Here is an 18,791-nt window from a genome sequence, read left to right as displayed (position 1 = left end):
TTATATTATAAAAGTTGCTGGTGACGCGGTAAGCGGCGCTAACAACGAGCTTGATCTTTGAAAACTGAACAACGAGTGAGTATCGGAAATCACTTCGGTGAGATCCAAAAATGAGAATGTAAATTCTCGTCAGATGTTTCAAAATGAGCAATCGCTCTTTCTAAATACCAATTTGGAGAGTTTGATCCTGGCTCAGGACGAACGCTGGCGGCGTGCCTAATACATGCAAGTCGAGCGGAGTTTGAAAGGAAGCTTGCTTCCTTTCAGACTTAGCGGCGGACGGGTGAGTAACACGTAGGCAACCTGCCCTCAAGCCTGGGATAACTACCGGAAACGGTAGCTAATACCGGATAATTTCTTTCTTCTCCTGAGGAGAGAATGAAAGGCGGAGCAATCTGCTGCTTGGGGATGGGCCTGCGGCGCATTAGCTAGTTGGTGGGGTAACGGCCCACCAAGGCGACGATGCGTAGCCGACCTGAGAGGGTGAACGGCCACACTGGGACTGAGACACGGCCCAGACTCCTACGGGAGGCAGCAGTAGGGAATCTTCCGCAATGGGCGCAAGCCTGACGGAGCAACGCCGCGTGAGTGATGAAGGTTTTCGGATCGTAAAGCTCTGTTGCCAGGGAAGAACGTCCGGTAGAATAACTGCTACCGGAGTGACGGTACCTGAGAAGAAAGCCCCGGCTAACTACGTGCCAGCAGCCGCGGTAATACGTAGGGGGCAAGCGTTGTCCGGAATTATTGGGCGTAAAGCGCGCGCAGGCGGTTATTTAAGTCTGGTGTTTAAACCTTGGGCTCAACCTGAGGTCGCACTGGAAACTGGGTGACTTGAGTACAGAAGAGGAAAGTGGAATTCCACGTGTAGCGGTGAAATGCGTAGATATGTGGAGGAACACCAGTGGCGAAGGCGACTTTCTGGGCTGTAACTGACGCTGAGGCGCGAAAGCGTGGGGAGCAAACAGGATTAGATACCCTGGTAGTCCACGCCGTAAACGATGAGTGCTAGGTGTTAGGGGTTTCGATACCCTTGGTGCCGAAGTTAACACAGTAAGCACTCCGCCTGGGGAGTACGGTCGCAAGACTGAAACTCAAAGGAATTGACGGGGACCCGCACAAGCAGTGGAGTATGTGGTTTAATTCGAAGCAACGCGAAGAACCTTACCAGGTCTTGACATCCAACTAACGAAGCAGAGATGCATTAGGTGCCCTTCGGGGAAAGTTGAGACAGGTGGTGCATGGTTGTCGTCAGCTCGTGTCGTGAGATGTTGGGTTAAGTCCCGCAACGAGCGCAACCCTTGACTTTAGTTGCCAGCAGGTTGAGCTGGGCACTCTAGAGTGACTGCCGGTGACAAACCGGAGGAAGGTGGGGATGACGTCAAATCATCATGCCCCTTATGACCTGGGCTACACACGTACTACAATGGCCGGTACAACGGGAAGCGAAGCCGCGAGGTGGAGCCAATCCCAGCAAAGCCGGTCTCAGTTCGGATTGCAGGCTGCAACTCGCCTGCATGAAGTCGGAATTGCTAGTAATCGCGGATCAGCATGCCGCGGTGAATACGTTCCCGGGTCTTGTACACACCGCCCGTCACACCACGAGAGTTTACAACACCCGAAGTCGGTGGGGTAACCCGCAAGGGAGCCAGCCGCCGAAGGTGGGGTAGATGATTGGGGTGAAGTCGTAACAAGGTAGCCGTATCGGAAGGTGCGGCTGGATCACCTCCTTTCTATGGAGAATCGTTTCCTGCAACGGAAACATTCAAATCGGAAGCTTCGCTTCCAAACCAATCAGGTTTAGGCCTGTTACTCACTCGTTGGTCAGTTTTGAGAGTTTAAGCTCTCATCTTTACCTTTGATCCTTGAAAACTGGATACCGAAACGAATTTGCGTTTTAGAACATCTTTTAGCTGAAACTTGTGTAAGCAAGTGGAAATAGTTATTAGTTGCTACCGTGATTTTCCTTAGGGAAAACACATTGGTTAAGCTACTAAGAGCACACGGAGGATGCCTAGGCGCCAGGAGCCGACGAAGGACGTGGCGAACAACGAAACTGCCTCGGGGAGCTGTAAGCAAGCTTTGATCCGGGGGTGTCCGAATGGGGAAACCCAGCTGTGGTAATTCGCAGTTACTCGTATCTGAATACATAGGATACGCAGAGGCAGACCAGGGGAACTGAAACATCTAAGTACCCTGAGGAAGAGAAAACAATAGTGATTCCGTCAGTAGCGGCGAGCGAACGCGGAACAGCCTAAACCAAGAGGCTTGCCTCTTGGGGTTGTGGGACGTCTCACATGGAGTTACAAAGGAATATGGTAGGCGAAGAGGTCTGGAAAGGCCCGCGATAGAGGTAAAAGCCCTGTAGCCGAAATGGTATTCTCTCCGAGACGGATCCCGAGTAGTGCGGGGCACGTGAAACCCCGTATGAATCCAGCAGGACCATCTGCTAAGGCTAAATACTACCTGGCGACCGATAGTGAAACAGTACCGTGAGGGAAAGGTGAAAAGCACCCCGGAAGGGGAGTGAAATAGAACCTGAAACCGTGTGCTTACAAAAAGTCAGAGCCCTTTTTATGGGTGATGGCGTGCCTTTTGTAGAATGAACCGGCGAGTTACGTTTAACATGCAAGGTTAAGGTGAGAAGCCGGAGCCGCAGCGAAAGCGAGTCTGAATAGGGCGATTAAGTATGTGGACGTAGACCCGAAACCGTGTGATCTACCCCTGTCCAGGGTGAAGGTGCGGTAACACGCACTGGAGGCCCGAACCCACGCATGTTGAAAAATGCGGGGATGAGGTGGGGGTAGCGGAGAAATTCCAATCGAACTCGGAGATAGCTGGTTCTCCCCGAAATAGCTTTAGGGCTAGCCTCGGTGAATGGAGTGGTGGAGGTAGAGCACTGATTGGGTGCGGGGCCCGCAAGGGTTACCAAGCTCAGTCAAACTCCGAATGCCATTTACTTCTTGCCGGGAGTCAGACAGTGAGTGCTAAGATCCATTGTCAAAAGGGAAACAGCCCAGACCATCAGCTAAGGTCCCCAAGTGTGTGTTAAGTGGGAAAGGATGTGGAGTTGCACAGACAACCAGGATGTTGGCTTAGAAGCAGCCACCATTGAAAGAGTGCGTAATAGCTCACTGGTCGAGTGACTCTGCGCCGAAAATGTAACGGGGCTAAACACACCACCGAAGCTATGGCTAGATACTTTGTATCTGGGGTAGGGGAGCGTTGTATATACGTTGAAGGTGTACCGTAAGGAGCGCTGGAGAGTATACAAGTGAGAATGCCGGTATGAGTAACGAAAAGATCAGTGAGAATCTGATCCGCCGAAAGCCCAAGGTTTCCTGAGGAAGGCTCGTCCGCTCAGGGTAAGTCGGGACCTAAGGCGAGGCCGAAAGGCGTAGTCGAAGGACAACAGTTTGAAATTACTGTACCACCGTAATCCGCTATGAGCGATGGGGTGACGCAGGAGGGTAGTGACGCGGACTGATGGATGTCCGTCTAAGCAGTGAGGCTGGTGTGTAGGCAAATCCGCACACCGTAAGGCTGGGCTGTGATGGGGAGCGAAAATTACAGTAGCGAAGGTCATGATCTCACACTGCCAAGAAAAGCCTCTAGTCAGGAGAAGGTGCCCGTACCGCAAACCGACACAGGTAGGCGAGAAGAGAATTCTAAGGCGCGCGGAAGAACTCTCGTTAAGGAACTCGGCAAAATGACCCCGTAACTTCGGGAGAAGGGGTGCCTCGGTAGGGTGAATAGCCCGAGGGGGCCGCAGTGAAAAGGCCCAAGCGACTGTTTAGCAAAAACACAGGTCTGTGCGAAGCCGTAAGGCGAAGTATACGGGCTGACGCCTGCCCGGTGCTGGAAGGTTAAGGGGAGCGGTTAGGAGCAATCCGAAGCTGTGAACCGAAGCCCCAGTAAACGGCGGCCGTAACTATAACGGTCCTAAGGTAGCGAAATTCCTTGTCAGGTAAATTCTGACCCGCACGAATGGCGTAACGACTTGGGCGCTGTCTCAACGAGAGATCCGGTGAAATTTTAATACCTGTGAAGATGCAGGTTACCCGCGACAAGACGGAAAGACCCCATGGAGCTTTACTGCAGCTTGATATTGAATTTGGGTACGATCTGTACAGGATAGGTGGGAGCCGTGGAGGCAGGAGCGCAAGCTTCTGCGGAGGCGCCGTTGGGATACCACCCTGATCGTATCTAGGTTCTAACCTAGTGCCCTTATCGGGTACGGGGACCGTGTCAGGCGGGCAGTTTGACTGGGGCGGTCGCCTCCTAAAGAGTAACGGAGGCGTTCAAAGGTTCCCTCAGAATGGTTGGAAATCATTCGCAGAGTGCAAAGGCATAAGGGAGCTTGACTGCGAGACCTACAAGTCGAGCAGGGACGAAAGTCGGACTTAGTGATCCGGTGGTACCGCATGGAAGGGCCATCGCTCAACGGATAAAAGCTACCCTGGGGATAACAGGCTTATCTCCCCCAAGAGTCCACATCGACGGGGAGGTTTGGCACCTCGATGTCGGCTCATCGCATCCTGGGGCTGAAGTAGGTCCCAAGGGTTGGGCTGTTCGCCCATTAAAGCGGTACGCGAGCTGGGTTCAGAACGTCGTGAGACAGTTCGGTCCCTATCTGTCGTGGGCGCAGGAAATTTGAGAGGAGCTGTCCTTAGTACGAGAGGACCGGGATGGACGTACCGCTGGTGCATCAGTTGTTCCGCCAGGAGCATGGCTGAGTAGCTACGTACGGACGGGATAAGCGCTGAAAGCATCTAAGCGTGAAGCCCCCCTCAAGATGAGATTTCCCAATTAGTAAGACCCCTTGAAGACGACGAGGTAGATAGGTTGGAGGTGGAAGTGCAGCAATGCATGGAGCTGACCAATACTAATCGGTCGAGGGCTTATCCAAATTTCTATCACGCAGATTCGTTTCGGATTCAGTTTTCAGGAATCAAATTCCTGAAGCATTTACGCTGTAAATGCCCGTTTGGTGGCGATAGCGGAGGGGTTCCACACGTACCCATCCCGAACACGACCGTTAAGCCCTCCAGCGCCGATGGTACTTGGACCGAAGGGTCCTGGGAGAGTAGGACGTTGCCAAGCACTTAAGACCACTGTTGATTTTCAGACAGTGGTCTTTTTGTGTTTTCTGTAGAAGCCTGAGCGCAGCCAGATAAGCAACGATATAACGTTTAAGGCGGATAGTTGGATTTTATCCACTTGCTGATAAGCAAATGACCGATGCAGGGGCAGGAGTTGGAAAAACAACACTTAATAGATTCGATTTCAGCCAAAGTAGAGTTCACAAGCAGAAATAGTTGTTGTTTATCCACTTACTTCGGTCCATCTGCGGGAAACTTAAACAATAAGATACTTTTTTCCATTTGCGTGCTGCAGAAGCCGTTCTGGTTCCAATCTGGATCGAGTCATTGCAGGTCCTGTTACTTTTTACAACTCCATAACAACTGTGACTCTACTTTATAACATGTTGAGAGTAGGGTAGTGGTAGAGAAATAACTATATTCTTGTGGAGGTTATCCCGTTGAACAAGAAGAAGCGGTCCGCTTCTATAGCTGTCCTGTTATGTGCCGGAGGTTTATTCGCCATCAGTGCTGTTGTCGTCCCGAACTTAGTGAACTCTGCTGTTGTCGCCAAAGACAGCACAGCAGCACCACAGAAGAATGTCAGACAAAGCCTGCCCAAAAATACGGTTCCTGTATTGAAAGTTGAGGCGCCCGTGCCGGTATCTACTGTTGATGATTATCTGCGGAAGAATATGACCCAGAAACAAATTCAGCAAATTAATGACTACCTGGACAGAGGACTTGAGCCCAAAGCGGGGAGTAGCCGTGAGTTGACAGAATCGGAGACTAAGCGCCAATTGGTGCTGCAAGATCAGTATGTGTATGATGGACTTCGGCCTCAGAGGCCCATGCCCTTCGAGGGGGGACAAGGGGATTTATATCTGGATCTAATGACCAATACGTTCTATATTCCAGATCGAGTTTGGACCGATGAAGAGCTGCTGCAGGGCATTGACTGGTTATTTCGGCAGGGTTATGTATCCTCTCTCCGCTTTCCGGACAAACTTGTTTTTCCTGAGAAGTACAGCGAGTCAGAATTCATCATGCGTGCGGCTGAAAGTATAAGTAAGCTCTATGATGCGGATGTGTCCAAGCTGGAAATATCCACCAGTCTACATCAACCGGGATTTGGATTTCCTTCCCAATGGTGGGTGTATTTCTCCCCCTACAAGGAGCGGACCATGCGGGGACAAGGACTGGAGGTATGGAATTACCATGTGATTATCGATACAGATACCGGAGTGTTAGTGGATACGACAGCTATTAATTTGGACGCAATAAGAACGCCTATTGACGGAGCTGCGGCTGCGACTATCCAAAAGGATGATCGCTGGATCAAGGAAGCTAAGCGGGTTGTTAAGGACAAGCAAGGAGAGCAACGGAAAATCGTAAAGGCGTATCTGACCGATACTGAGGTGAACAATAAGCGGGGAATGGTTGCGGTGGATGTGTTATTAGAAGACGGCAGCAAATATAATGCAGAATTTCGCTATCCGAGTATGATGTTGCGTTGTCTGATTTATGAGCCTGCTGATAAGGAGAAATAAATGATAAGCGGGCAGCCTTATGTTCAATGAACTTAAAAAGTCCTGACGATCAAGGAGTTCTTGATTCGTCAGGATTTTTTGGCAGGTGGGCGGGTGTGTAAGGTCAGGTTCCGAGCATATAGGTAATGGATGTACTGGAATCTGGTATGATTAAGACAAGGTTACCTATAAACAGGTACCCTGTGGCTAGAGTTAGGAGGATATTCAATAGATGGCTCATATACTTGTTGTTGAGGATGAACAGGCGATTAATGATTTAATAACTATGAACCTTAAGCTGGTGGGACATACGTATTCCAAAGCCTATACCGGCTCAGAGGTTGCGGAATTGCTGGAGAAGGAACGGGCGGATCTCGTCCTGCTGGATGTCATGCTTCCCGGTCTGGACGGGTTCGGGGTGATGCAGCAGATTGCTCCGCTTAAGATTCCAGTCATTCTGATTACGGCCCGGGGTGCACTCTCTGACCGCATCAGGGGCTTTGAGCTGGGGGCGGATGATTATATTATCAAGCCTTTTGAGATTCTGGAGCTGCTGGCCCGGATTAATGTCGTGCTGCGGAGGAATGAGCAGGCCGCCTCTGCTTTTGTATGCGATGGGGTTGAAATACGGTTCACGGAGCGTCAGGTGTGGGTGGAACAGCTGCCGGTGGATCTGACGGCCAGAGAATTTGAGCTGCTTGAAGTGCTGATCCGTAACCGGAATATTGCTCTTTCCAGAGAGAAGCTGTTGGAGCTGGCATGGGGTTATGATTATGCGGGCGATACTCGCACTGTAGATGTACATATAAGGCAGCTGCGCAAAAAGCTGGGCTGGGAAGAACGGATCAAAACCGTGTTCAAGCTGGGCTACCGGCTGGAAGTTCAGGTCTAGCCATGCGGTTCTGGCATAAGATTCTCCTTGCTGTCCTGGTGCTATTTATAGCGGCCCTTGATATAAGTGTCGTAATGGTGATGAAAAAAAGCTGGCAGCTGAACATGGCCAGTGAGAGCAAACGTGCGGCCAGCGAGCAACTGCTAATTACGAATAATATCTATGAGAATCTGGATTCGATTCGGGCAAGAGGTGTCTCTCTTACCCCGGCACTGCTGGTCAGTGTAGCCAAGTCCTATGGAGAACACTATCGTAAGCAGGGAATAGAACTGGAACTGCGGGATAATGGACTGCTGCTCTATCCCGTTGAGAACGGGGGGAGTTCCGGTCAGGAAGAGGTGCATGCGGCGCAGGAAGAACATATCATGACGTTAGCGATGCCGCTCCCTGCTCCTTATCAGCATCTGGAGCTGGCCTATAACCGCGATATTAGCGGTCTGTATGCTCAGCAGGAGGAGCTGAACCGTTTTTTTGTGATGATTAACTGGATTGTGGGGCCACTTCTTGTGGTGCTGCTCTACCTTCTGATCCGGCATCTGACCAAGCCGCTCAAGCTGTTGTCAGAGACGACGAAGACGATTGCCGAAGGTAACTACTCCAATCGTGTGGAGCTGAACAGCAGGGATGAATTCGGGGAGCTGGCCGTAAACTTCAACCGGATGGCTTCAGTGATCGAGCAGCGGATCACCGATCTCGCAGGCATGGCTGAGGATAAGCAGCGGATGGTCGATAATCTGGCTCATGAGCTGCGGACACCGCTGACCAGTATGCAGGGATTCGCGGAGCTGCTGACCACGGCTAACATCGATCAGGAGGATCAGGTCAAGGCGGGCCGCTATATTCTTAGTGAGACGGTGAGGCTGAAGAATCTGGCTTTTAAACTGCTGGATCTGTCCGTTCTGCGGCATCAGCCGCTGGTGTTGGCAAAGGTAGACGTAGCTTCTCTATTCGACACTGTGGCCCAGACCGAGCAGCAAAGGGTAAAGGAGAATGGATTATTGCTGGAGATGAATAGCTCCATTTCTGCCGTATGGGGAGATGCTGATCTTCTGGCAGCTTTACTGGTGAATCTGATCGAGAATGCGATTCCGGTGTCCCCGCCAGGGCAGACGATCCGTGTGCTGGCCTATCCGCAGGACGGAGAAGGGGTACTTGAAGTACAGGACAGCGGAAGCGGAATGACAGATGAGCAGAGCAGGCGTGCGTTTGAGCCGTTCTACCGTGCAGATTCTTCACGTTCGAGGGCCTATGGCCATGCAGGCCTGGGTCTCTCTTTATGCCGCCAGATTGCCGAAGCGCATCAGGCCAGAATTGAGCTGCTATCTGCTCCCGGAGAGGGAACGCACATCCGCCTTTTTTTAAGCTCCACTTTGTGAAGCTATTTTACAACTCCCTAACAACTGCTCCTCTACTCTATAATATCCCGGGATTAAGCTATGGAAAGAGTTCATATTCTGAATCCCGATGGAGGTAATACATTTGAACAAGAAAAAGTGGTCTGTTACTATGGCTGTTGTCCTATGCTCAGGCGGTATGTTTGCATTCAGCGGACTCCTTGTCCCCAGTCTGGCGAACTCAGCAGTCATTGCGAAGTACAGTACGGCAACTGAGGTCAATGCTAAGGCAAGTCCGGCAGGAAGTGCTGTTCCGGTGCTGAAGGTAGAGGCACCCGTGCCGGTATCTACGGTGAATGATGATCTGCTGCTGAAGCAGATGACAGAGGAGCAGATCCAGCAAATCTACGACTATCTGGAGCTACCGGGCGATCCGAACACTTCAGGCAGGGAAATGACCGATGCGGAGATTAAACGCAGGCAGGTGCTTGAAGATCAGTATGTGTATGATGGTGTACGTCCCAAGAAGCTTTTGCCGCTACAGGCGGGTCAAGGAGAAGTGTATCTGGATCTGAAGACCAATACGTATCATCAACCGGAGCGCACCTGGACGGATGAAGAGCTGCTGCAAATGATTGACTGGCGCTACAGGCTTAATCTTGTGGCATCCAAACGTAATATTACTGCTCCTGTCGTTGCTGTACCGGAGAAATTCAGTAAGGCTGAAATACAGACACGGGCGGCTGAAAGTGTCCGCAAGCTGTTCGATGCCGATGTCTCCAAGTTGAAGACGAATGTAATGCTGGTGGAGCCGGGATATGGTATACCTTCATTCTGGTCAGTTGGCTACATTCCTTATAAGTCCTCCACTCTGCTTGGACAAGGCCAGGAGTTCTGGCAATATAGTGTGCAGATCGATCCTGACACCGGGGTGGTGGTAGATACGACAGCTTTTAACTCTGTGATTAAAAGAACCCCTATCGACGCTGCGGCAGCGGCTGCCATGAAGAAGGATGACAGCTGGATAAAGGAAGCCACCCGGATTGTAAAGGACAAGCAGGGAGAGAAAAGAAAAATAGTGAAGGCGTATCTGACGGGCACTGAGGTAAACAATAAACGCGGGATGGTGGCTGTGGATGTATTACTGGAAGACGGCAGCAAATATAATGCGGAATTACGCTATCCGGGTAAGCAGCTGCGTTGTCTGATCTATGAGCCTGCCGGCAAGGCTAAATAAGCGGGAAGTCATGTTGCTATAGAACTGAATTTGTCCTGATGATCAAGTATTTCTTGATTCATCAGGATTTTTTGTTACATTGGAGATAGAAGATGATCGTACAAAAAAATGTAAAGCGGGTGGAGTGCATGAGAATTCATTGCTTGCAGCATGTTCCGTTCGAAGCGGCGGAGGAAATTGCAGGTTGGGCAGAGGTCAAGGGGCATGCGCTAACCACAACACGGCTGTATGAGAGTCAGGCTCTGCCTGCCATCCGGGATTTCGATATGCTCGTGGTGATGGGCGGCCCGATGGGTGTATATGATGAGGCACTATACTCTTGGATGACGGCAGAGAAAGCTTTCATTAAAGAAGGGATCCAATCGCACAAGCTGACGCTGGGTATCTGTCTGGGGGCCCAGCTTATTGCTGAACAAATCGGCGGCGAGGTCTACCCCAACAAGTGGAAGGAAATTGGCTGGTTCCCTGTCAGACTGACCGGAGATGCGCAGACCTCTGCCTTTTTCCAAGGATTCCCAGAGCAATGGGTGCCGTTTCACTGGCATGGAGACACCTTCAGTCTGCCTGCCGGAGCGAGAAGGCTTGCTTCCAGCCTGGGCTGTGCCCAGCAGTGTTTTGAATATGAGGATTATGTAGTCGGGCTGCAGTTCCATTTGGAGGTTAATGAATCCAGCATCCGCAAAATCATTACCAATTGTGCCGGAGAGCTGGAGCCTGGTGAGTACATTCAAGCACCGTCCGACATGACAGATCAGGCGGAGCGAATAATAGCGTCTAATACCCTGCTGTTCATACTCCTGGATGCGATGGAAGAGAAGCATTTGTCCAGAACTTCTTAAGTACGGCTACTAACAGTAAGGAGTGTAATATGAAAAGATTAAATGTAGCGATACCTACGCCTTTTCATAGCGATGAAGGTCTGAATGTAGAAGGATTCGAAGCGATTGTCGCCTACCAGAAGCAGAACGGTATCGAATCGCTGCTTATCTCAGGAAGCACGGGTGAGCAGCATTCGATGAGTATCGGAGAGAGACTGGAGATCATTGAATACTTCAATCAGCAGCGCTTCCAAGGGATAGAGCTGGTCTTCGGGGCTTCTGCCATTAGAACCCGAGACGCGGTAATGCTGGTTCAGGCGCTGGAGACATCGGTGATGGATGCCATCATGATTGGCTTCCCGCCATATATACGGCCTACGCAGCAGCAGGCAATCGCTTATGTGGAGGAGTTGCTTAGTCATACGGCTAAGCCTGTTGCCCTCTATAATAATCCGGGAAGAACCGGATTCGATCTGACACCGGAGTCGCTATATACGTTAATCCGCCGCCATCCCAATATTGTCGGCTACAAGGAAACAGGCGATTTGCAGCGGCATGTGGGGGTGGAGTCCCCGGAGGAATTCATTCTTTTTGCCGCGGGGGATATGAAGCTTGTGGAGAATTTCACCTCAGGCCCTTGCAATGGTCTCTCCAGTGTGGCCGGAAATATATATCCCATGGAGATCAAGGCCGCGGTGGAGCGGCTGCTGCGGCAGGAGCAGGTGGAGGCTGGTCCCATCGAAGAGAGGGTCTCCCGGGTGTTCAGCGGCCATGCTCTGATTAACATCAAGCAGCATTACAACAGCTTAGGTATTCATGCGGGGATCTGCCGAGCGCCTCTTTTGTGATGCTCACAATGACGGTGGAATGCTTTGGAACGGCTGATTAAGGAGCCTGCGGGTATAGAGTTATTGGAGAGGGACAGCTTCAGCCTGAGAATCTGAGGAAGCTGAGATTAACCGTTAAGGAGGGAGTTCATGCGCAAATTCTTCATAACGGACATCCATGGGGATCAAAAGGGGCTGGAGCTGCTGCTCCGGCAGTCTGGATTGGACTGGGGAAAAGACCAGCTGGTCATCGGCGGAGATATGATCAACCGGGGGAAGGACTCGGCTGGAGTGCTTGGTTACCTTAAGCAGCTTACAGAGCGGCATCCGGGCCAGGTCCATGCGCTGATTGGCAATCATGAAGAAATGATGGGGGATTATATAATCAGCGGTGACAAGCTCTGGCTGAGTCACGGCGGACGCGAGACGTTAGCGGGTCTGAAACAGGCTTATCCCGACGCGGATCAACGGCAGGAGCTGATGGAGTGGGCCTATTCTTTGCCGTTGTACTTCGAGGATGATGAATATGTGTATACACATGCCGGACTGTATACAGGGCAGCCTCTGGAGGAGCAGAACCGGGAGATTCTATGGATGACAGAATATGAGTTCTACCGCCAGCCGCGTGAAGCACTGCTTGCCTTAACGAAGGGCAGGCCGGTGATTCATGGGCATACGCCGGTTGAACGGATCTATGGTGATGGCGCCAGGATGAACTGCGATCTGGGATCTAATACCTACCCGATACTTGAAGAAAGGTCGCTGGGACTGGTGAATCTGACGGAGATGACTTGCCATGTGTATAGACAGGCAGACCAGCGGCTGGAGACCAGACGGATCGGACGTATCTAGCTTCGGGAGTGACACAAAGACAATAGCACTTATTTGATATGGAGAAAAGAAAGGACGGACTGAGATGAAGCATCCTTTTCACCTGAAGGCGGTATGGAATGGAGGGAGGAACAGCGAAGGGCATATCGATGCAGGCGGACTGCGGACGGTCATATCGATTCCGCAGGAGATGGGCGGACCGGGAACCGGCACGAATCCCGATGAGATGCTGCTGGGCGCAGCAGCGACCTGTTATCTGATTACCCTGGCTGCGATGCTGGAGCGTTCGGAGATTGTTCCAGAGGGGCTGACCCTGGCATCTGAGGCAACAGTAGATGTCACGAATAATGTGTTCACGTACGAGCGGATCCTGCATAAGCCTAGCATTGTGCTTCAGGCTGATGCGACACCGGCGCAGCTCAAACTGGCAGAGCGGCTGGCACATAAGGCTGAAGCCTCCTGTATGATCTCCAGAGCTGTGGCCGGGAACGTCTCTATTGAGACTCAGCCAGTAGTAGAAATCGCGCACGGGAACGGACAAGCCCGGATAGAGTCATAGCACAGCGGAATACAGAGCTAGAGCTACACTGGTGAGGTAAAATGCTGCTCCACCTCGTAGCGCGGCAGCTCTACAATTACCGTGGTTCCCTTAGTGAATTCGCTCTCGATCCGCAGTTGTCCGTCATGCAGCTCGATAATCTCTTTGCAGATGGCGAGGCCCAGGCCGCTGCCGGATTGACGGGAGCGGCCTTTGAAGAATTTGGTGCCAAGCTGCGCCAGATCCGCAGCCTCGATGCCTTCGCCGTTGTCAGCAACGGTGACGGTTATCCGCTCGCCTTCCAGCACTGCGGTAAGGCGGATCTCACCCTCCGCAGGGGTGAACTTGAACGCGTTATCCAGCAAATTGACAAACACCTGCTTCAACCGGTTAAAATCACCGTCCACCGGCAGCGGCTGATCGGGAAGGTCGGCGTAGAGGCGGATCTGCTTCGTCTGCCCCCGGTATCTGAACTGCAGCAGCAGATCCTCCAGCAGGCCTCTGAGATCATATGGCTGGCGTACCATGCGGATCTCTCCGGCCTGGAACTTGGAGAAATCGAGCAGATCCTCGACCAGGCCGATCAGCCGGTCTGTCTCTCCGGTCATGACCTCAAGACCCTGGAGTGTCTCCTGCCTGTCCGACAAATCACCGACCAGCAGTGTCTCGCCCCAGCCTTTGATAGAGGTCAGCGGGGTCCGCAGCTCATGGGTGACGGAGGAGATGAAATCATATTTGAGCTTCTCGCTCTTCAGAATTTCCTCTGACATATAATTCAGCGTTACCGCAAGGGTACCGACTTCATCGTCATAGCGTCTCTCTGCCCGGACGGCAAAATTACCGGTGGCCATTTCCTTGGCGACCCCGGTCAGTTGCTGGATCGGCCCTACGATCCGTTTGGCGATAATCAGGCTGAGCATGAAGCCGAACCCAATGACGAGCAGCCCGACGATGGCTGCATTCAGCGCAATTTTGAGAATAACGTTATATAAAGGCTCTGCCGAGACTGAGTAACGCAGCAAGCCGATCGTACTCCCCGACTCCTTCAGCGCAATAGAAACTGCCATAATTCGTTCCCCGTTCACCGGCTTGATGCTCTGAAAGCTTCCTTTGCCGCTGGTCAGAGCTGCTCTCACATCAGGGGTATTCACCTGCTCTGTACTGGAGAAGCCGAAGGAATTAATGACCACCTGCCCGGCCGGGCTTAGCACTTCCACCTTACTGCTCTCCTCAGAGGAAATATTCTCCAGAATATAACGCGCCCGCTCATTCAAGCTATAGCTCTCCAGATACTTATTGAAAAAGGTCGCTGAAGTCGTGGCCCTTGTATTCAATGTCTCCATCGCGCTGCCCAGATAATAATAGTGAACAGCGGCAATGAATACCCCCTCCAGCAGCAGCACGATTAGGAGCAGCATGAGGGTAATATAGACGATAAGTCTGGACCTGATTCCCTTCAGCACTCTTAGCCCCTCCAAATATATCCGAATCCCCATACCGTCTCGAGGAACTGCGGCCCGGAGGACTCCTGTCCGATCTTCTGGCGGATTCGGCTGATATTCACATCAACAATCTTAAGATCACCCATGAAGTACTGCCCCCATACGGCTGTCAGAATATCGTCCCGGTTCATAGCCTTGTTCGGCTGCTCCATCAGCAGCTTGACGATCATAAACTCGGTAGGGGTCAGCGGGATATCCTGCCCGTCCTTCAATAATTTCCGTTCATCCAGCATCAGAGTAAAAGGCGGAAGCTCAATAAGGTTCTCCTGCGGCAGCGCCTCACCCGGATACATCCGGCGGTAGAGCGAGCGCACCCGGGCAACCAGCTCTACCGGACTGAAGGGCTTGACTACGTAGTCGTCTGCGCCGGATTCCAGGCCCATGACCTTGTCGATTTCCTGGCTTTTGGCCGTGAGCATAATGATTCCCAGCCGGGGGAACTGTGCACGCAGAAGGGTACACACCTCGAACCCGCTGAGTCCGGGCAGCATCAGGTCGAGAATCGCGATGTCGAAATCCCTCTGCTCCCGGGCAATGCTCAGCGCCTCTTCACCGGTAGAAGCTTCCGCGATCTCGAAGCCTGCCCGCTTAAGGTTGATGCACAGCAGATCACGGATCGGCTTCTCATCTTCCAGTATCAGCACTTTCATGAACAGCTCTCCTTTTATTGCCGGGGCTTCTGGGGGGTGCCGGCCAGCTGAACGACTTCATCCAGTGTCAGCTTCAGCTGATTATAATTCTGCAGATCGGCCCCCTGCAGCTTGCCGGCGGCATCCGCTGCGGGCATTACGGCAACGAACAGGGTAGGCTCCGTGTCATTGTTAGAGTTCCCTTGCTCATACAGCAGCTTATACTCTCTATTCTCAGCCTTCAGCTGGACCTCTGCGGCAGCCCAGGCCTTCTTCGTCAGCAGGCGAAGCTCCAGCAGCGGAGCCTTCACAGCAGATCCGGCATTCTTGTAGCTGAACTGGAGCTTCTCCCAGGGCTGCGGTGATTCTCCCGGAACTTCCAGCAGGGTCTGGCCCGCCCAAGACTTGGGAATACGGAAGTTGAAGCCCCAGCGGTCGAACTGCTCCTGCACGAAGGTCAGGCCGGACTGTCCGTCCCACTGATAATATTTGGTGATGAATGGGGTCGCCAAGGGAGCCATGCCCTCCGTACCGGCAGGCGGTACCAGGAAGCCGAACTCCAAGATCCCGTCATTGTTCACATCCAGGCTGGACTGCGGGTAGTCCTTAACTGCAATACTGCTGCTGCCAAGCAGATCAGGAGAGACAGCCGGCGGAGACAGCACCAGATCCTTGCTGGCAGCGAGCGCGGTGCGCTGATAATCATCTGTTGCCAGTATATCAGTAAATCTGTCTTTTTCCCAAGTTAGCAATGAAGTATAGGAAGCATGTGCGCCAATGGCGGCATCGATGACGATTGCATCCTGTGTAGGGGACGCCTTGCCGAACTGGGCTTCGATCACATTACCGTCCAGCTTCTGGTCGGATAAGGTCTGCAGCGTACCGTCCTTGAGCCGGAGTAATAGAAGATGGGTCTCACGTATGTTATCCGTGGTGTAGGTGCTCTGAAGCAAGGCAATGTCCGTATGCCCGCTCCCGGTCAGGTCGCCAAGGACCAGCTGGTCGTAAGGCTGCTTGAGCAGTTCGGTCAGCTGGCCGCTGCTTAGGCTATAGACTGCCAGCTCTTTGCTTAATCCCTCCCCGCCGCCGTATCCGAGCAGCAGTTCCTCCGCTCCGTCACCGGTAACATCTGTGAAGGACACTTCATTCAATTCGCTGCCGACCCCGGTAAGGTTAGCCAGCTTGGTCCAATTGCCGTTCTGCTGTGAGAGGAGGAGGGTGTTGATTTCGTAATCGGTTTTGTCTGTCTTGTAGAAGGCCAGGAGTTCTTCCTGCCCGTCCTTGTCCAGGTCCTGTAATTGAATCGCACTGCCGGATTCCGAGTGGATGGGTACCGTTAAATGCGCGTTGGCCGGTAGAAAAGAGCGGACGATTCCGGTAAGATTGCCGTCGCTATTCCCCTGTGACGGGGCTTGAAGCAGATCGCTCGGCGTCTTCATGGTGCCACAGCCGGAAGCGATCAGGCTTAAGAATAAGAGGCTGCTGAGGCCGAAGGTATATTTGTTCATTACAAGTTACGCTCCTTAGGATTCATCTGTGGCTAGTATATCTTAACCTTTCGGGCAATTAGTTTCAAAATGGTAAAGGGGGATAAGTGAAGATATAAATATGAGATGGGATATGAGATGGAATATGAGATGGAATATGAGATGAAATATGAGATGAAATGACAGAAACGCAAAGCTTAAACTCGTCGACTGCGGTGAACATTTGGACTTTCGGCCGCTGTTGTATACAGATTTCTTGATTCAAGCCGCTGTTTGCGGTTGAAATCCGTATACAAAGGCGGACGCTATCGCTCCTACAGTTCCAAATTTCCCCTCCGCTCCTTCCCGCTTTTTGTTAATGGCGTATTCAACTGAAATTGATATCTTCAGTTATCGGGGGAGGGGCAGGCAAAGACCGGCGGAATGGGCCGCTGTCGCTACCATTCCTACAGTCTAATCCAGGCTGGGCGGAATGGGCCTTGCAGCCTGTATCTGAAGCCATGAAGAACGCAAGATGTTATCTTCCCATATGCAAAAAAGGCTGTCCCAATCAGCCTTTTTAAGACTTTTCGGGACAACCTGTATTGTGGGCTATTCTATTCGCCTGAGCGCCGCAGGCTCTGTCCATTGGTAGCAATAACATCCTTGTACCAGTGGAACGACTTCTTACGGTAGCGCTCCAGGGTTCCGGTATTATCGTCGTGGCGGTCTACGTAGATGAAGCCATAGCGCTTACTGAGCTGTGCGGTGGAGGCGCTGACCAGGTCAATGCAGCCCCATGAAGTGTAGCCCATAATCTCAACACCATCCTCCAAGGCTTCGCCTACCTGCACCAGATGGTCATTCAGATATTCAATCCGGTAGTCGTCATTAACGGTCGGCAGGCCGTCTTCGCCGGTAATCAGCTCATCCTTGGCCCCGAGTCCATTCTCCACAATAAACAGCGGCTTCTGGTAACGGTCATAGAACATATTGAGCACATAGCGCAGACCCTGCGGGTCAATCTGCCAGCCCCATTCGGAGGCCTTCAGGTATGGATTGGCCGCACCGCTGAACAGGTTGCCTTCCTGTGTGCGTTTGCTGGGGTCTCCAGTCTCACAGATGCTCACATAGTAGCTGAATGAGATAAAGTCAACGGTATGCTTGAGGATGTCCGCATCTCCAGGCTCCATGTGGATCTCAATGCCGTTCTCTCTGAAGTAACGTTTCATATATCCAGGGTATACACCTCTCGCATGTACATCCCCGAAGAAGTAGTTCATATGCTCAGACTTCATAGCCGCAATGACATCGTCCGGGTTAGGCGTTAGCGGATACGTTGGCATGCTTAGGATCATGCAGCCGATCTGGGCCTGCGGATTGATCTCATGTCCGATTTTGACTGCTGTGGCACTTGCGACCAGCTCGTGATGAATGGCCTGATACAGATCCTGCTTGCTGAGCTGCTCCTTCGGTGTATAGATCCCGCCGCTCATGAACGGCTCGTGCAGGATGGAGTTGATCTCGTTGAAGGTCAGCCAATACTTCACTTTATTCTTGTAGCGGGTGAATACCGTTCTGGCATACCGTTCATAGAAGTCGACTAATTGCCGGTTCACCCAGCCGTCATACTGCTTGGACAAGTGCAGCGGAGTTTCGTAGTGGGAGAGGGTCACGAGCGGCTCGATGCCGTATTTGTGACATTCATCGAACAGGTCGTCGTAGAATTGCAGGCCTTGCTCATTAGGCTCCAGCTCGTCACCGTTCGGGAAGATCCGGGACCAGGCGATCGAGGTGCGGAAGACCTTGAAGCCCATTTCGGCAAAAAGCTTGATATCTTCCTTGTACCGGTGGTAAAAGTCGATGCCGACCAGCTTCATATTATCTTCGGTAGGCACCTCGGTGATGGGGCCCTTGATTCCTTGCGGAGCTACGTCCTGGGTGGACAGGCCTTTGCCGTCCTCGTTGTATGCGCCTTCGAGCTGGTTCGCAGCAACTGCGCCGCCCCACAGGAAGCCTTCAGGAAATGGTGTATTCATCGATAATCCCGCCTTTTATTAGTTATGGATTCAGATATGGTAAGCTGTTCATAGGTCCTATAATTCCATGC

12 protein-coding genes and 3 rRNA genes are annotated in these 18,791 nt (G+C 52.1%); 11 read left to right on the top strand and 4 right to left on the bottom strand.

Annotation, left to right across the window (positions count from 1 at the left end; all coding sequences use genetic code 11):
- Positions 1-169 precede the first annotated feature (169 nt).
- From NSS83_RS14005 to NSS83_RS13955, 11 genes are all read left to right on the top strand, one after another.
- Positions 170-1,730, top strand: a 16S ribosomal RNA gene (locus NSS83_RS14005).
- Positions 1,731-1,980: 250 nt separating this feature from the next.
- Positions 1,981-4,906 (top strand): 23S ribosomal RNA (locus NSS83_RS14000).
- A gap of 77 nt (positions 4,907-4,983) precedes the next feature.
- Positions 4,984-5,100 (top strand): 5S ribosomal RNA (gene rrf / locus NSS83_RS13995).
- The 16S, 23S and 5S rRNA genes sit together here, the layout of an rRNA operon.
- Before the next feature lie 439 nt (positions 5,101-5,539).
- Entirely contained in the window at positions 5,540-6,628 is a 1,089-nt protein-coding gene (locus NSS83_RS13990) for a hypothetical protein (RefSeq protein ID WP_341183984.1), read from the top strand.
- A 211-nt stretch (positions 6,629-6,839) separates the two neighbouring features.
- Positions 6,840-7,499: a response regulator transcription factor gene (locus tag NSS83_RS13985; protein ID WP_341183985.1), complete on the top strand. Its 660-nt coding sequence runs from the start codon at positions 6,840-6,842 to the stop codon at positions 7,497-7,499.
- A gap of 80 nt (positions 7,500-7,579) precedes the next feature.
- The gene (locus tag NSS83_RS13980) at positions 7,580-8,875 is read left to right on the top strand and encodes a HAMP domain-containing sensor histidine kinase (protein WP_341348455.1); all 1,296 of its coding nucleotides are present in this window, start codon (positions 7,580-7,582) and stop codon (positions 8,873-8,875) included.
- Between the two features lie 103 nt (positions 8,876-8,978).
- On the top strand, positions 8,979-10,070 hold the full coding sequence (locus NSS83_RS13975) for a hypothetical protein (RefSeq protein ID WP_341183987.1): 1,092 nt from the start codon (positions 8,979-8,981) through the stop codon (positions 10,068-10,070).
- A gap of 92 nt (positions 10,071-10,162) precedes the next feature.
- Complete coding sequence (locus tag NSS83_RS13970) at positions 10,163-10,909, top strand: type 1 glutamine amidotransferase (RefSeq protein ID WP_341183988.1); 747 nt, start codon at positions 10,163-10,165, stop codon at positions 10,907-10,909.
- Between the two features lie 29 nt (positions 10,910-10,938).
- Positions 10,939-11,736 (top strand): dihydrodipicolinate synthase family protein, encoded by a 798-nt coding sequence (locus NSS83_RS13965; RefSeq protein WP_341348454.1) that lies wholly within the window; start codon positions 10,939-10,941, stop codon positions 11,734-11,736.
- Positions 11,737-11,865: 129 nt separating this feature from the next.
- Positions 11,866-12,567 (top strand): metallophosphoesterase, encoded by a 702-nt coding sequence (locus NSS83_RS13960; RefSeq protein ID WP_341348453.1) that lies wholly within the window; start codon positions 11,866-11,868, stop codon positions 12,565-12,567.
- Between the two features lie 64 nt (positions 12,568-12,631).
- On the top strand, positions 12,632-13,105 hold the full coding sequence (locus NSS83_RS13955; RefSeq protein WP_341183991.1) for an OsmC family protein: 474 nt from the start codon (positions 12,632-12,634) through the stop codon (positions 13,103-13,105).
- Between the two features lie 23 nt (positions 13,106-13,128).
- Here the strand turns inward: NSS83_RS13955 and NSS83_RS13950 are convergent, their stop codons facing one another.
- The 4 genes from NSS83_RS13950 to NSS83_RS13935 form a co-directional block, all read right to left on the bottom strand.
- Entirely contained in the window at positions 13,129-14,547 is a 1,419-nt protein-coding gene (locus tag NSS83_RS13950) for a HAMP domain-containing sensor histidine kinase (protein ID WP_341348452.1), read from the bottom strand.
- A gap of 2 nt (positions 14,548-14,549) precedes the next feature.
- Positions 14,550-15,236 carry a response regulator transcription factor gene (locus NSS83_RS13945; protein ID WP_341348451.1) on the bottom strand — a complete coding sequence of 229 codons (687 nt, stop codon included), beginning with the start codon at positions 15,234-15,236 and terminating at the stop codon, positions 14,550-14,552.
- A 14-nt stretch (positions 15,237-15,250) separates the two neighbouring features.
- Entirely contained in the window at positions 15,251-16,723 is a 1,473-nt protein-coding gene (locus NSS83_RS13940; protein WP_341348450.1) for a hypothetical protein, read from the bottom strand.
- A 575-nt stretch (positions 16,724-17,298) separates the two neighbouring features.
- Positions 17,299-18,720, bottom strand: a complete 1,422-nt coding sequence (locus NSS83_RS13935) for a glycoside hydrolase family 1 protein (RefSeq protein WP_341348449.1) — start codon at positions 18,718-18,720, stop codon at positions 17,299-17,301.
- Between the last annotated feature and the right edge of the window lie 71 nt (positions 18,721-18,791).

The sequence above is a fragment of the Paenibacillus sp. FSL H3-0469 genome, from assembly GCF_038051945.1.
GTDB lineage: Bacteria > Bacillota > Bacilli > Paenibacillales > Paenibacillaceae > Paenibacillus_AQ.
This window is presented reverse-complemented; position numbering and strand designations above follow the sequence as displayed.

What these genes read in the sequence shown, in the direction of transcription:
- NSS83_RS13965 (WP_341348454.1), top strand. Translation starts at nt 10,939, where the DNA reads ATGAAAAGATTAAATGTAGCGATACCTACGCCTTTTCATAGCGATGAA.
- NSS83_RS13985 (WP_341183985.1), top strand. Translation starts at nt 6,840, where the DNA reads ATGGCTCATATACTTGTTGTTGAGGATGAACAGGCGATTAATGATTTA.
- NSS83_RS13955 (WP_341183991.1), top strand. Translation starts at nt 12,632, where the DNA reads ATGAAGCATCCTTTTCACCTGAAGGCGGTATGGAATGGAGGGAGGAAC.
- NSS83_RS13960 (WP_341348453.1), top strand. Translation starts at nt 11,866, where the DNA reads ATGCGCAAATTCTTCATAACGGACATCCATGGGGATCAAAAGGGGCTG.
- NSS83_RS13935 (WP_341348449.1), bottom strand. Translation starts at nt 18,720, where the DNA reads ATGAATACACCATTTCCTGAAGGCTTCCTGTGGGGCGGCGCAGTTGCT.
- NSS83_RS13945 (WP_341348451.1), bottom strand. Translation starts at nt 15,236, where the DNA reads ATGAAAGTGCTGATACTGGAAGATGAGAAGCCGATCCGTGATCTGCTG.
- NSS83_RS13980 (WP_341348455.1), top strand. Translation starts at nt 7,580, where the DNA reads ATGAAAAAAAGCTGGCAGCTGAACATGGCCAGTGAGAGCAAACGTGCG.
- NSS83_RS13970 (WP_341183988.1), top strand. Translation starts at nt 10,163, where the DNA reads ATGATCGTACAAAAAAATGTAAAGCGGGTGGAGTGCATGAGAATTCAT.
- NSS83_RS13940 (WP_341348450.1), bottom strand. Translation starts at nt 16,723, where the DNA reads ATGAACAAATATACCTTCGGCCTCAGCAGCCTCTTATTCTTAAGCCTG.